At 68.8% G+C, this 13,338-nt stretch carries 14 protein-coding genes; 7 read left to right on the top strand and 7 right to left on the bottom strand.

The window, feature by feature from the left end; all coding sequences use genetic code 11:
• Window positions 1-296 precede the first annotated feature (296 nt).
• Window positions 297-1,181: an SRPBCC family protein gene (locus OG884_RS22180; RefSeq protein ID WP_326635742.1), complete on the top strand. Its 885-nt coding sequence runs from the start codon at window positions 297-299 to the stop codon at window positions 1,179-1,181.
• Here the strand turns inward: OG884_RS22180 and OG884_RS22175 are convergent.
• The 4 genes from OG884_RS22175 to OG884_RS22160 all read right to left on the bottom strand — a co-directional run bounded on the left by OG884_RS22175 (window position 1,175) and on the right by OG884_RS22160 (window position 3,836).
• Window positions 1,175-1,474 (bottom strand): hypothetical protein, encoded by a 300-nt coding sequence (locus OG884_RS22175; protein WP_326635740.1) that lies wholly within the window; start codon window positions 1,472-1,474, stop codon window positions 1,175-1,177. The two genes, OG884_RS22180 and OG884_RS22175, sit on opposite strands and share 7 nt — an antisense overlap.
• 29 nt (window positions 1,475-1,503) lie before the next feature.
• Complete coding sequence (locus OG884_RS22170; protein WP_326635738.1) at window positions 1,504-2,016, bottom strand: GtrA family protein; 513 nt, start codon at window positions 2,014-2,016, stop codon at window positions 1,504-1,506.
• 327 nt (window positions 2,017-2,343) lie between these two features.
• Window positions 2,344-3,255 carry an SDR family oxidoreductase gene (locus tag OG884_RS22165; RefSeq protein WP_326635736.1) on the bottom strand — a complete coding sequence of 304 codons (912 nt, stop codon included), beginning with the start codon at window positions 3,253-3,255 and terminating at the stop codon, window positions 2,344-2,346.
• Window positions 3,252-3,836, bottom strand: a complete 585-nt coding sequence (locus tag OG884_RS22160) for a TetR/AcrR family transcriptional regulator (protein WP_326635734.1) — start codon at window positions 3,834-3,836, stop codon at window positions 3,252-3,254. Before OG884_RS22160 ends, OG884_RS22165 begins: the two co-directional genes overlap by 4 nt.
• A gap of 556 nt (window positions 3,837-4,392) precedes the next feature.
• Here OG884_RS22160 and OG884_RS22155 point away from each other — a divergent pair.
• The 6 genes from OG884_RS22155 to OG884_RS22130 are packed head-to-tail and all read left to right on the top strand — an operon-like array spanning window position 4,393 to window position 10,777.
• Window positions 4,393-6,096, top strand: a complete 1,704-nt coding sequence (locus tag OG884_RS22155; protein WP_326635733.1) for an ABC transporter substrate-binding protein — start codon at window positions 4,393-4,395, stop codon at window positions 6,094-6,096.
• Complete coding sequence (locus OG884_RS22150; RefSeq protein WP_326635731.1) at window positions 6,083-7,012, top strand: ABC transporter permease; 930 nt, start codon at window positions 6,083-6,085, stop codon at window positions 7,010-7,012. Before OG884_RS22155 ends, OG884_RS22150 begins: the two co-directional genes overlap by 14 nt.
• Window positions 7,009-7,995: an ABC transporter permease gene (locus OG884_RS22145; protein WP_326635729.1), complete on the top strand. Its 987-nt coding sequence runs from the start codon at window positions 7,009-7,011 to the stop codon at window positions 7,993-7,995. Before OG884_RS22150 ends, OG884_RS22145 begins: the two co-directional genes overlap by 4 nt.
• Entirely contained in the window at window positions 7,988-9,022 is a 1,035-nt protein-coding gene (locus OG884_RS22140; protein WP_326635726.1) for an ABC transporter ATP-binding protein, read from the top strand. The genes OG884_RS22145 and OG884_RS22140 overlap by 8 nt, the downstream gene beginning before the upstream one ends.
• Entirely contained in the window at window positions 9,019-9,918 is a 900-nt protein-coding gene (locus OG884_RS22135; RefSeq protein WP_326635724.1) for an ABC transporter ATP-binding protein, read from the top strand. Before OG884_RS22140 ends, OG884_RS22135 begins: the two co-directional genes overlap by 4 nt.
• 10 nt (window positions 9,919-9,928) lie before the next feature.
• A complete protein-coding gene (locus tag OG884_RS22130) occupies window positions 9,929-10,777 on the top strand; it encodes an alpha/beta fold hydrolase (protein WP_326635723.1) in 849 nt (282 codons plus the stop codon).
• Here OG884_RS22130 and OG884_RS22125 read toward each other — a convergent pair.
• The 3 genes from OG884_RS22125 to OG884_RS22115 form a co-directional block, all read right to left on the bottom strand.
• A complete protein-coding gene (locus tag OG884_RS22125) occupies window positions 10,764-11,726 on the bottom strand; it encodes a LysR family transcriptional regulator (protein ID WP_326635721.1) in 963 nt (320 codons plus the stop codon). The two genes, OG884_RS22130 and OG884_RS22125, sit on opposite strands and share 14 nt — an antisense overlap.
• Before the next feature lie 427 nt (window positions 11,727-12,153).
• On the bottom strand, window positions 12,154-12,387 hold the full coding sequence (locus tag OG884_RS22120) for a DUF397 domain-containing protein (RefSeq protein WP_326635719.1): 234 nt from the start codon (window positions 12,385-12,387) through the stop codon (window positions 12,154-12,156).
• Window positions 12,384-13,220, bottom strand: a complete 837-nt coding sequence (locus OG884_RS22115; RefSeq protein WP_326646967.1) for a helix-turn-helix domain-containing protein — start codon at window positions 13,218-13,220, stop codon at window positions 12,384-12,386. The genes OG884_RS22120 and OG884_RS22115 overlap by 4 nt, the downstream gene beginning before the upstream one ends.
• Between the last annotated feature and the right edge of the window lie 118 nt (window positions 13,221-13,338).

The raw sequence follows: 13,338 nt of genomic DNA, 5'->3' as shown, positions 1-13,338 counted from the left end.
GGGTTCTCACCCCGTACCCCCTGACGAGCCTGCGAGTTTCCTCGCCGTGAACGGCGGGGAGGGTGGCAGATGAGCCCCCCTCACATGGGAGCCCGAGAGCGCCTCCCCGTTCCGCGGGCGAGAGCGCCTCGCGGGGGGGCGGAGGCATCATTCCCGCCCGGAGGGGCAGTGGTAACGGATGTGGACCGACACGTACCGACGTGTGGCGGTCAACCGGCCCCGTGGCGGCATACTGGTAATACGCCCCCGTGTAGTCGTAATGTCGCAACAGCGGCCGACCGACAAGGAGCGGATCGATGGCGATGCGGTTCGAGCACGAGTTCACGGTTCCCGTGCCTGTCGAGCAGGCGTGGCCGGTGCTGCTCGACGTCGAGCGGGTCGGCCCCTGCCTGCCCGGTGCCACCGTGGACGAGGTCGAGGACGACTCCTTCACCGGCAGGATGAAGGTCAAGGTCGGGCCGATCACGGTGACCTATCAGGGCCGGGCCTCCTTCGAGAAGGTGGACGAGGACACCCACTCCATGACCATCAAGGCCTCCGGCAAGGAGGCCAGGGGCTCGGGCACCGCCGGTGCCACGGTCGTCGCGCGCCTGCACCCCGAGGGACGGAACACCAGGGTCACCGTCGACACCTCCTTCAACGTGACCGGCCGCCCGGCCCAGTTCGGCCGGGGTGTGATGTCCGAGGTCGGCGAGAAGCTGATCGACAGGTTCGCGGCCAACCTCTCCCTGCTGCTGGGCGAGGGCCCCACCGTGGAAACCGCCGCCGAGGCCCCTTCCGGGACGCCGGGCGTGGGCGGCTGGAGTGCTCCCTCCCAGCCTGGCCCGGCCGACGAGGTTCCAGTGGTCTCGGCGGCCTCGGGCCCCGGCCCCGCGACCCCGGCCGGCCAGGAGGAGCTGAGCGGGGCAGGAGCGGGTCCGACATCGGGCGCGTCCGGGCGGCATCTCAGCGCGGTGCCGACACCGCCCGGCCTCGTCGTCGACGAGAAGTCCGGGTCCCGCCAGAGCCACCCGGCGGGCACCTCGCGCACCTCGCTCAGCCCCGACGAGGAGGCCATGAATCTCCTGGAGGTGGCGGGCCTGCCGCTGCTCAAGCGCGCCGCCCCGCTGCTCGTCGCCCTGGTGGGCCTCGCCCTGACCGCCTGGCTGATCCGCCGCACCCTCCGCCGGAAGCGTCAGTAAACACACCTCTTGGCGTCGTCCGACGTGCAGCCCTTGGGTATACGCGGCGACGTATCGGTCCAACCGGACCTCTGAACGGTGATCGTCGTCGTCACGGTGCCCGACGGCATGCCGTCCCCGGCCGTCACCGGCATCTTGCGAAGGCCGAGCGGGTCACCGGTGGAGGGGTCGATCAGGATCCGGCTCTCCATACCCTCGTGGGAGGACGTGCGTGCCAGCGCGATCGCCGCACGCCCATAAGGCCCCTGAACCGTGCCGATGATCCGGGCAAGGGAGCCTCGATGCAGCAGCACCGCGGCTACCCGGCGAGTGGAGGGTTGGATCAGGCCGCCTCGTCCTTGGGCTTGGGAGCTGGAGCCGGCCGCACGCGGCCGGGGTGGGCCTCCTCGTCGGGGAAGACCCACTTCCGGAACGCCCAGAAACGGAAGACCATGGCGATCAGCGTGCCAATGACCTGCGCGCTCATGAAGTCGGCGATCTCCTGGGTGACCAGGCTCACGTCCGGGGTCTCCAGCAGGAACACGTACCGGGAGATCCATAGCGGCACGGAGCTGAGCACCAGGCCGACGCCACTGACCAGGAAGAACAGCGCCGCCTCGTGATGGCGCTCGCGACCGCCCCGGGTCCGGAACGACCATTCACGGTTCAGCACATAGGACACGATCGTCGCCACGAGTACCGCGACGACCTTCGCAGTCACCGGCTTCGGTTCCAGAATAGTTAGTTTCAGCCCATAAAACACCGTGTTGTCCACCAGGAACGCTGTTCCACCCACCACCGCGAACTTCAGCAGCTCACGGTGCTTCAGCGCAAGGGCGGGCAGCGGACCTGGCAATCTTGCGAGTACTGCTTTTGCTATTTCGAAGCATCCCGATCTTCTCACCGGCCGGACACCCTGGTCTCAAGACTCACTGACACGGCCTTTCCGGCTCGGGCGGCTGGAGCCGCACCTGTCGACATCTGGTATCAATCCTCACTCACACCACAGTCGAGTACTTCGCGGTGGAGCGCCCGTCAGGGGCAGGACCGTCTCGGTGACCGGATGAGCCACCCAGCAAACTCCAGCCCGGACACGACGTTGGGATGACTCCCCGCCGAAAGAGGAGTAGGCAACCGGCGGCACTCAGCAGCTGTCCCTTGCCCTTGCCCTTGCCGGCCAGGGTTACAGCGGGTCTCCGAGGGGTCCGTACTGCTCTTCCAGGTTCTTGGCCCAGTGGGCGGCGAAGTCCGGTTGTGTGCCGTCGGCATCGGTGAAGCCGTACTCCTGGTACAGGCCCCAGGTGGCCAGGGCCCGTCCGGTCTTGGCCATGATGTCGGGGTCGGCGGCCAGTGCGGCGACGGCCCGGCCGAGGTAGACAGGGGTCTCGGAGTGGGCGAAGTTCGGGTCCTGGGCCGCGCCGTCGCGCCAGTTGGCCTCGGTGACACCGAAGTGTTCCAGCAGGGCCTCCGAGCGTAGGAAGCCAGGCGTGATGGCCACGGCCGCGACGCCATGGGGCTTGAGCTCGGCGGCCTGGGCGACGGCGAGGCGGATGACTGCGGACTTCGCCAGGTCGTAGAAGAACGTGCCGCGGTAGCGGGCGGTGTTGCCGTCGGTGACCTCCACGACCAGACCGTTCTTGCGGGCGACCATGAGGGGAAGCGCGAACCGGCTGGTGATGAGGTGGGTCTCCACCGCCTGTCGAAGCAGCCGTAGACCGGTGTCCAGATCCTGCTCCCACAAAGGGTGTTCCCAGTCGGTCAGCGGGTCTCCGCCCCATACGGAGTTGACCAGGATGTCGAGCTGTCCGTCCTGTTCTGCGGCGATCTTGTCAACGAGGGCCTGGACCTCGTCGGGACGGCTGTGGTCGGTTCGGGCGGGAATGCCCAGGCCGCCTGCGGCGGTGACCTTCTCGGCGGTCTGCTCGATGGTTTCCGGGCGGTCCAGGTCGGAGCGCCCACCGGTGCTGCTGCGACCGGTGACGTACACCGTCGCGCCGGCGGCGCCGAGCTCGACGGCGATGCCCCGTCCGCCGCCCCGGGTACCGCCGGCGACCAGAGCCACCTTTCCGGCCAGCGGGCGTGCGTCAGTCGTCATGATTCCTCCGGGTCGTGGCCGTGTCGGGGCGGAAGGTGAGGGGACAGCACGACGTCGAGCTCTTGCCGGAGCCGCTGTTCAAGGGTGCCTTCGCGTTCGAGTGCCCAGGTCAGGCCCGCACCAGCGATGATCGCCTGTACGGTGCGGGCCAGCGCCGCGGCATCGGCTCCGGCGCGGAGCTCGCCCGTACCGGCCGCCTCCGTCAGCAGTTCCTCGATCGCCCGCTTCTGAGTACGGTGAATGGCCAGCGCACGCTCGTAGAGCTGCGGATCGCCAAGATCCATGCACAAGAACGCCAGATGATTGGCGAAGCTCTCCGGCGTGGCCATCGCAGCCGCCGACTCCACCGTCAGCGTCGCCAAGGCCCCGAGCGCCGAGTCGTGCGACTGACGCACTCGCCCAGCCATCTCGCTCGCGTCCTTCTCAGACCGGTCGGCGAGTGCCAGAAGCAGACCATGCTTGGAACCGAATCGCTGCACCAGGGTTGCCGGCACCAACCCGACCTCGCGCGCCACGGCGGCCAACGTGAGACCCGCGGGACCCACCCGGCCCATGACCTGCGCCGCCGCACGCAGGATCACCGCATCCTCGACCCCTCGGGGACGTCCCACCACCGCCACCCCTCGTTAATAAATGTTCGTTCATTTATTAAATCATGCAGGGGTCACCCCTGGCGAGTTCCGGTCCCGGCCACGGCCAGTCGGGGAGGAGTGAGGCATGATCCCTATCTGGGGCATTTTGATCTCTATAGCTGTTTCGTCCAGCGAATGTGAGTGTCGCGGGCATGACAATGGCCCGTATGTCGCTACGGGTGGGCGCGGTTCCAAGGCCGGGGCGGTGGGGACGACCCTCCTCTGTACAGGGCGTTGATACGAGTGTTGTCGGCGAGGGAAATCGGCGCCATGGGGCGAACGCCGGGTCCCGCCCGCAGGTGTGCGCCACGGTCTTCCAGCCACCGGGACCGCCGGACTATCGTGGACGCCGGGCGCGTAGATCTCCGCGATCTTTCAGATTTTCTGAAAGGTCCCCTGTAGAACTCCTCGATGGACGCGCGCTCTCGCCCGCCAACAGACTCCCTTCCTGAGATCCAAGCAGCGGCCCCGACCGATCGGGACCGCCTCACAGGAAGCGCGATCTATGGCGAATCGATCCCGGAGAGTGGTGCCCGCAGGGCTCGCGCTCGTCCTGGCCCTCGTGACGGCGGGCTGCAACGCGAACTCGCAATCCACCGAGCCGACGAAGGACAAGAACACGACGGCGCTTGAGTCCGTGTCCCAGGGCGGGACCCTGCACTACCTCTCGCGGCGCGCGACCGAGTCCTTCGAGACCGCCAACGCGCAGATGGTGCCGACCAGCCGGCTGCGGTGGGTGCACCGCGGGCTGACGTCGTGGCGGACGTTCCCGGACAAGGACACGATCCTCGTGCCGGACCTCGCCACCGACACCGGTACGACGGACGACGGCGGCAAGACGTGGACCTTCACGCTGCAGGAGGGCCTGAAGTTCTCCGACGGCAGCCCGATCACCGCGCAGGACGTGAAGTACGGCATCGAGCGGTCGTTCGCGCCGATGTTCCAGGGTGGCCTTGGCTACCACAAGACGCTGCTGGTCGGCGGCACCGACTACGACGGCCCGTACGACGGCAAGGAGCTCGACTCCATCGAGGTCGTCGACGACCACAAGATCGTCTTCCGCCTGAAGCGTCCGTTCGGCAACTGGCCGTGGATCGTCAGCATGCCGGCCTTCGCGCCGGTGCCGGCTGCGGCCGACACCAAGCCGGAGACGTACGGCGAGCACCCGGTCGCCAGCGGCCCGTACCAGGTGACGAGCTTCCGCAAGGGCTCGCAGGCGGTGCTGGTCCGCAACCCGAACTGGAAGGCCGACACCGACCAGGCACGGTTCGCCGGCCCGGACAAGATCGTCCTCGACATGGGCCTGAACAACGACACGATCGTGCAGCGCCTCATCGACGACAAGGGCGAGGACGAGACCGCGATCAGCAACGCGCTCATCTCGCCGTCGCAGTTCCAGCGGATCGAGTCCGACCCGTCGATCTCCGACCGCATGGCCAACAGCCCGTCGGGCTACTTCCGCTACCTCGCCATGAACGTCAAGCGCCCGGGCCTCTCCGACGTCCGCGTGCGGCAGGCGATCAACTACGCGATCAACAAGGCCGAGGTGCAGAGCGTGTACGGCGGCCCGAAGTTCGGCGGCCAGATCACCTCGACCATCATGACGCCCGGCATCCCCGGCTACACCGAGTACAACCTGTACGACGGCGGTGACACCGGCAACGTCGACAAGGCGAAGGAGCTGCTCGCCGACGCCGGCGTCTCCGACCTGAAGCTCACGCTGACCTACCCGACCGACGTGAGTGCGATCGAGGAGAAGGAAGCCCAGAGCATCAAGAACTCGCTGGCGCGGGTCGGCGTCAAGGTCGAGCTCAAGGGCCTCGACGGCGACACCTGGTACGAGCTCATCTCGTCCGCCGACGGCGACTACGACATGACGACGAACGGCTGGGGAGCGGACTTCCCGAGCGGCATGAGCACCATCCAGCCGCTGTTCGCGTCGAGCGAGATCGACAACGGCGGCGGCAACGCCTCGAAGTTCTCCAACCCCGAGGTGGACGCCGCGATCGACGCCGCGACCGCGGAGCCGGACCTCGACAAGGCCGCCGAGATGTGGGCCGCGATCGATAAGCAGATCATGGAGGACGCCCCGGTCGTGCCGATCCTCGTGCAGCGCACGCAGGCCCTGGCCGGTTCGAAGATCCTGAACTACTTCATCCCCGCCTACCCGCCGTTCGCGAATGAGCTGGTCGTCGGTGTCGATCGCTGAGATCCAGCAGGCGGAGGGCCGGGGTACCTCGGTCCTCCGCCGCTTCCTCCGGAAGCGGTCCGGCGTCGCCGGCCTGGTCATGCTGGTCGTGCCGCTCGTCGCGGGGCTCTGCGCCCCGCTGCTCGTGTGGATCGAGGGACAGGACCCGAGCACCTTGCACACCGACCTGCTCGACCCGGACGGCGGCCGTCCGCTGGGCGCCTTCGGTGGCGTCAGCGCCGACCACTGGCTCGGCGTCATCCCGGTGACGGGCGTCGACCTGTTCGCCCAGATCGTCTACGGCATCCGCTCGTCGCTGTTCATCGCGTTCGGGGCGAGCATCCTGTCGATCGCCTTCGCCGCCGTCCTCGGTACGGCGATCGGGTACTTCGGCGGCTGGCTCAACGCCGTCGCGGGGCGGGTGATCGACTTCATGTTCGGCTTCCCGGGCCTGATGTTCGTCATCGCGATCATGGCGATCGTGCCGCCGGAGATGCCGCGGGGCCTGGTCCTCGTGCTGGTACTGGCCTTCTTCGGCTGGACCGTCCCGGCCCGGATCATCGGCGCCCAGGCCGGCGCCATCAACGCCCGCGCCTTCGTCGAGGCGGCGCGCGCGACCGGGGCTCCGCCCTGGCAGATCATCCGCCGTGAGATGCTGCCGCACCTCTTCGGCCTGGTCATCGTCCTGTTCGCGATGTCACTGCCCGGCAACGTCAGCGTCGTCGCGGGACTGTCGTTCCTCGGCGTCGGCCTGCGTGGCGACGTCCCCGACCTCGGCAAGCTGCTCTCGGACTCGCTGCCGTGGATCTACAGCGGTGCGGACGTCTGGTACATGCTCTTCCCGGGCGCCGTGGTGTTCCTGATCGTATTCGGCGCCACGCTCGCCGGTGACGCGCTCCGCGACGTCCTCGACGTGCGCACGGAGGATGCTGCATGATCGTCTACATCGCCCGCCGCATGGTCACCGCGGTGTTCATGCTCCTCGCGATCGCCTTCGTGACGATATCCCTCTTCTTCGGGGCCTCGAAGGACCCGGCCCGCGCCATGTGCGGCAAGCCGTGCCCGCCCGAGACTCGGGCCAAGGTCAGCGCCTACATGCAGACCGACCAGAGCACGGTGTGGCAGTACACCGAGTTCGTGAAGGGCCTCTTCGTCGGCCGTACGTACGGCGAGGGCGCCCAGCAGGTGCACTGCCAGGCACCCTGCTTCGGCTACTCGTTCCCGAACCGCAGCGACGTCACGACGCTCATCGCCGAGCGGCTGCCCGTCACGTTGTCGCTCGCGCTCGGCGCGGCCGTCCTGTGCCTCGTCGTGGGCATCGGCCTCGGCGCGTTGTCGGCGATACGCAAGGGCGGGATCGTCGACCGGTTCTCGACCGGCTTCGCGATGTTCGGGTTGTCGGTGCCGACCTTCCTCGTCGGCCTGCTCGTCGTCCAGGTCTTCGGCTTCATGCTCAACGCGCTGCCCTACTCCGGCTTCGTGTCGTTCTCGGAGTCACCGACGGACTGGGCCTGGCACCTGATCGGCCCGTGGATGGTGCTGTCGTTCATCCTCGCCGCCGGCTACATCCGGGTCACCCGCACCCAGCTCCTCAACGAACTCTCGGCCGACCACCTCGTCGCGATGACCGCGCGCGGCGCGTCGGCCCGGCAGGTGAATCGGCACGCCGTCCGCGGCGTGATGGTGCCGGTCGTGGCGATGTTCGCGCTCGACGTCACCGCGCTCCTGGGCGGGTCGGTGATCGCGGAGAAGGTGTTCAGCCTGCACGGGCTCGGCGACCTGCTGCTGTCCGGCGTGAACGAGTCCGACCTGAGCATCGTCGTCGGGGTGACGCTCTTCTCCGCCTTCCTCATCATCGTCGGCAACCTGATCGCCGACCTGCTGATGCCGCTTCTCGATCCGAGGATCCGCCGTGCCTGACCCCGTACTCCAGGTCGAGGACCTGTGCGTCTCGTTCACCGGCGGCGGCGTCACCGCCGATGTCGTCCGGGACCTCTCCGTAAGGCTGGACGGCGGCCGCACGCTCGCCGTGGTCGGCGAGTCGGGGTCGGGCAAGACGATCACCGGCCGGGCGATCATGCGGCTGCTGCCGCGCGGGGCGAGCGCCCGGGGCCGGATCGTCGTCGCCGGCCGGGAGATGCTCTCCGCCGACGAGCGCGAGCTGCGCCGGGCCCGCGGCTCCGACGTGGCCATGGTGTTCCAGGACTCGATGTCCGCGCTCAGCCCGTACCTCGACATCGGCGCGCACATCGCCCAGGCGGTCCGCCTGCACGACCCGTCGGTCACCCGCCGCGCTGCGCGGGCCCGTGCGGTCGAGATGCTCGACCGGGTCGGCATCCCCGAGCCCGCGGACGCCGTACGCCGCTTCCCGCACGAGTTCTCCGGCGGCATGCGGCAACGCGCGGTGATCGCGATGGCCCTGGTGAACCGGCCGGCGCTCCTCATCGCCGACGAGCCGACCACCGCGCTCGACGTGACGGTGCAGGCGCAGATCCTGGCCCTGCTCCGCGAGCTCCAGCAGGAGTACGGCATGGCGATGCTCCTGATCAGCCACGACTTCGGGGTGGTGGGGAGCGTGGCGGACGACGTCCTCGTGCTGTACGCCGGCCGCCAGGCCGAGTACGGCAGCCTCCGCGACATCTTCGATCAGCCCGCCCACCCGTACACCGTCGGTCTCCGCGCGGCCACGCCGCGGCTGGACGCCCGACTCGACACTGGAGGGGAGCGGACCCGGCTCCGCGCCATCCCCGGCGCGCCCACGTCGCTGCGCGACGCCGGACCGGGTTGCGCCTTCGCGCCGCGCTGCGGCCTCGCGGACCAGGTCGGCGAGCGCTGTGTCGTCGAGGCACCGCTGCCCACCGTCCGCCCGACCAGCGAGGGCGGCGGCCTGCACCTTGCGGCCTGCCACCTCGATCGTCTCCCCGCACCGCAGGAGGTCGCCCGGTGAGCGAGCCGATCCTGGAGATGACCGACGTCAGCAAGCGCTACCGCACCGCCGGTGGCTTCGGCCGCGGGCGCAAGGGCTTCCTCGCCGTCGACGGCGTCTCGCTCCACGTCGAGCGGGGCGAGGCGCTCGGCCTGGTCGGCGAGTCCGGCTCGGGCAAGTCCACGCTGGCGCGGATGGCCAACGGCCTGGTGATGCCGACGTCCGGCACCGTCCGTACGGGCGGGCAGGACGTCGCCTGCCTCAGTCGGCGAGGACTGCGGCGGCTGCGGCGCAACGTCGCCATGGTCTTCCAGGACCCGTTGGCGTCGCTGAACCCGCTGCAGACCGTGCGGCAGACGCTGGAGAACGTCTTCCGTGCGCACGGCGAGACGACGTCGACCGCCGAGCTGGTCGCGCTGCTGGAGTCGGTCGGCCTCGGCGCCGACTACCTGGGGCGCTACCCGCACGAGGCGTCCGGCGGGCAGCTCCAGCGCGTCGCCGTGGCGCGCGCGCTCGCCCTCAAGCCGGACCTGATCATCGCGGACGAGCCGACCTCGGCGCTCGACGTGTCGGTGCGTGCCCAGATCCTCAACCTACTGGCCGACCTGCAGCGCGACCAGGGGATCTCGTTCCTCCACGTCAGCCACGACCTGGCGGTGATCCGGCTCTACAGCGACCGCGTCGCCGTCATGCAGCGCGGCCGCATCGTCGAGACCGGCCCGTCCGACGAGATCTTCCGCTCCCCGCAGCACCCCTGCACGCGCGCGCTGGTCGAGGCGACACCGGAGGCGGAGCTGCCGGCCTGGCCTGCGGGAGCGTTGCGCGACGCCGACCAGGCGTGCCACGATCATGACCATGGCTCACCGAACGACCACCCCGCCGTGAGCCGGCCGGAGGCCGGCGCGACAAAGTACTGAATGAGGACACGTGGGAACCGACCTGTTCGTCCGAGAGTATGGGCGGGACGCAGCAGATGCGCCCGCCATCCTCATCCTGCACGGCGCCGTGGAGTCCGGCGCGTGCTACGGCGACGCCGTCGACCGCTGGTGCGGCGACTACCACATCGTGGCGCCGGACGCCCGGGGCCATGGGAAGTCGCCCAGCCGCCTGCCCGAGCACGAGGGCGTTCCGTCCACCGACGTGATGGTGCAGGACGCGATCGACATCCTCAAGGACATGCTCGACGAGACCGGGCGCAAGACGCTCGTCGTCGGGCACTCCATGGGCGCGCGGATCGCCGCCTTCGTCGCCGCCGACGCCCCGCACCTCGTGGCCGGCGTCGTACTCGAGGACCCGCCGTGGTGGGTGCCGGAGGCCGGCCCCAACCCGTGGCTCAGCGTCGAGCAGACCGTCAAGGACCCCTTCGACTACGCCGACACGGCGTCGGTCGAGGAGCTCATGGACATGCAGCGCGAGCTCAAGCCCCACTGGGCGGAGCAGGAGCTGCGCCCGCTCGCCGAGGCGATGAAGGCCGTCAACATCGACTACATGGAGCAGCGGGTCCACGAGAAGCGCCGGATCTGGACGCCGACCGCGCGGCAGATCACGGTCGGCCCGGCCGGCGTACCGGCGCTGCTCGTCACCGGCACCGGCGACGTCATCGTCGACAAGCACTCCCGTGAGCGCCTCACCGCCGTCGCGCCCGGCTTCGACGTCATCGTGATCGAGGGCGCCCACCACTGCGTGCGCCGCGACAAGCCGGACGAGTACCACCGGCACGTCGACGCCTTCCTCCGCGAGAACGCGCCGTCGGCCAGAGCCGTCACTCGACGCTGAAGGTGTCGGACCGCGCGAGCGGGCCGTAGATCTCCGAGTCCGGCTCGGCGACAACGGCCCGCATCGCCTCCAGCCCCGCGCGTACGACGGGGTGGCCCTGGTTGTCGCGCCGCGTCGTCATGATCACCTTGCGCAGCGGCGCGATGCCGCGCGTCGGCAGGATCGTCACCCAGTCGGCGTCGCGGGCGGAGAGCGCGGACTCCGGTACCAGGCAGATCCCCGCCTCGGCGGCGACCAGCGCCAGCGCGGCGCGGTAGTCGTCCGAGACGTGGGTGATCGGCGGGTGGAAGCCGAGCTCGGCGCACGCCTGCAGCACCATCGTGCGGCACGGGTTACCGGGCGAGGGCATGATCCAGCCCTCCTCGGTGAGCTGGGTGAGCCCGATGCCCTCCTCGCCGGCCAGCGGGTGCGCGTGGGGGAGGACGGCCTTGAACCGCTCGATGTAGAGCGGGAACTTCACGATGTCGGGGGAGTCGCGCTCGGGGTCGGACTCGTACTCCATGCTGACGGTCACGTCGATATCGCCGCGCATCAGCATCCGGTGGCTCATGTGCGCCTCCGCGTCGACGACCGTGACGTCGACGCCCGGCGCCTGGCGGCGCAGCTCGACGATGGCGGGTGCCACCAACCAGCTGATCGCCGTGGGGAAGGCGCCGATCCGGAGCTGCCCGAGGACACCGCCCGCGTGCGCGGCCAGGTCGGCCTCGGCGATCTTCAGCCGGGAGCTGATCTCCTCGGCGTGCCCGGCGAGGATGCGCCCGGCCGGCGTGAGCGCCAGCTTGCGCCCCGTGCGTACGACGAGCGCGTGGCCGACCTCGCGCTCGAGCGCCGCGAGCTGCTGCGACACCGCGGACGGCGTCAGGTGCAGCGCCGCCGCGGTCGCGGTGACCGAGTCGGACAGCACGAAGGCACGGAGGACGAGGAGACGTCGGGGGTCGATCGTGGGCACGCGGGCTCCGTCGCGAGTCGGCCGGGCGTCCGTCGCGGTGGGGGCATCCGCGAGGCGGGACAGGGGGACCCCGATGCTAGCGGGCGCATCCGGACGCGGGACGCTCCGGCCTGGGGTTTCCTGCCGCCCGCGAGTGTTCTCCGGGGAAGTCGGTGCGAGTCCGACACTGTCCCGCAACCGTGACACGACCTTGAGCGTGAAGCCGGATCGCCTGAGCACGCTCCGGCCTTTCAACCCTGTCGAGGACTGCAGGTGGTCGCGCGCTCCAGTAAGAAATAACCGCGGTTAAAGCAACGCAGCCACAGCCCAGAGCAGCGGAGCCGGTGAGTGCCCGGGTCAGTGAGTCAAGCAGCAGTGGGTCGGCAGTGGTGCAGGACATTGCCGGAGCCGAAGGTCCCGGTCTTCAATCGAACAGGCCCGTACTTCTTCAGCGCGGGTCGAACTCTTGGTTCTTGACGCCGCCGATGAAGGCCGCCCACTCGGCAGGGGTGAACACGGCGGTTCCGGCATCGGGATGGTTGGAGTTACGGACGGCGACAGCGCCACCGCTCAAGAAGGCGACTTCTACACAGTTATGGTCACTGCCGCTTAGGCTGCTCTTGCGCCAGGTGGCGTCGGACAGATCTGATCGGGACACGCCGCTATCATCTCCTGTCGTCATAGCTGCTTGGCTATATCCTCAATCATCACCCGGGAAGCCGCCGCGGACTTCGCTGAAGCGCGTAAATGGTTGAAAATAGTCCTATAACGGCGGACTTCTTCCGCTTGTTCCAGATACAGCCCGCTGGTCTGGCTCTCCAGGAGTACGACGTCCAAGTCCGCGATCTCCGGGAACTCCAGGATGGTGAACGGACCATTGATGCCGGCGTGGGCGCCCACGGCGTAGGGCAGGACCTGCAAGGTGACATGGCTGCTTCCGCCAACCTGGACCAGGTGCTGCAACTGAGAGCGCATCACCTCTCGTCCGCCGATATGACGATGAAGTAATGCCTCATCCACGATCGCCCAGAGGGTGAGGGGATGATCACGGCTGAGGACTTCCTGACGGGCCATACGCACTGCCAGGAGTTGGTCGACGTCGCGAGCGGCGCCATCGGTGTCGGGGACCGCCGCGATGACCGCTCTGGCGTAGTCCTGGGTCTGCAGCAACCCGGGGACCAGGCCGGTCTCGAAGGTGCAGATCTCGGCGGCGTCCGCTTCCAGGCTGATGAAGTCCAGGTAGGAGGGGGACAGCACATCGCCGTAGCGCTGCCACCAACCGCGTTTGCGGGCATCCCGTGACAGGAGAAGCAGCGCCTCTCTGGCTGGTTCCTCATTGACTCCATAGAAGTCGAGGATGACCCGCAGATCACGGGGCGGGATGCGAACCCGGCCATTCTCGATCTTGCTAAGCGAGGACAGGCTGCGTTCCAACTGAGCGCCGGCCTCCTCCAACGTTAGATTCGCCGCTTCCCGCAAGCGGCGCAAAGTCGCGCCCAGTCGACGTAGCCGCACCGTCGGCGTCGGCGGTAGAGACTCACCGGCCACGACAACCCTCCGTCAATCTCACGCGACACAGTGTGCCGCATCCATGCCCCTCCGGAAGGATGGTTTTCCCGAGAAAATTTTCTTA

The sequence above is a fragment of the Streptosporangium sp. NBC_01755 genome (genome assembly GCF_035917995.1).
Taxonomy (GTDB): Bacteria; Actinomycetota; Actinomycetes; order Streptosporangiales; family Streptosporangiaceae; genus Streptosporangium.
This window is presented reverse-complemented; position numbering and strand designations above follow the sequence as displayed.

Coding starts and splice junctions, on each gene's coding strand:
- OG884_RS22155 (WP_326635733.1), top strand. CDS start 4,393: ATGGCGAATCGATCCCGGAGAGTGGTGCCCGCAGGGCTCGCGCTCGTC.
- OG884_RS22165 (WP_326635736.1), bottom strand. CDS start 3,255: ATGACGACTGACGCACGCCCGCTGGCCGGAAAGGTGGCTCTGGTCGCC.
- OG884_RS22120 (WP_326635719.1), bottom strand. CDS start 12,387: ATGACGACAGGAGATGATAGCGGCGTGTCCCGATCAGATCTGTCCGAC.
- OG884_RS22180 (WP_326635742.1), top strand. CDS start 297: ATGGCGATGCGGTTCGAGCACGAGTTCACGGTTCCCGTGCCTGTCGAG.
- OG884_RS22145 (WP_326635729.1), top strand. CDS start 7,009: ATGATCGTCTACATCGCCCGCCGCATGGTCACCGCGGTGTTCATGCTC.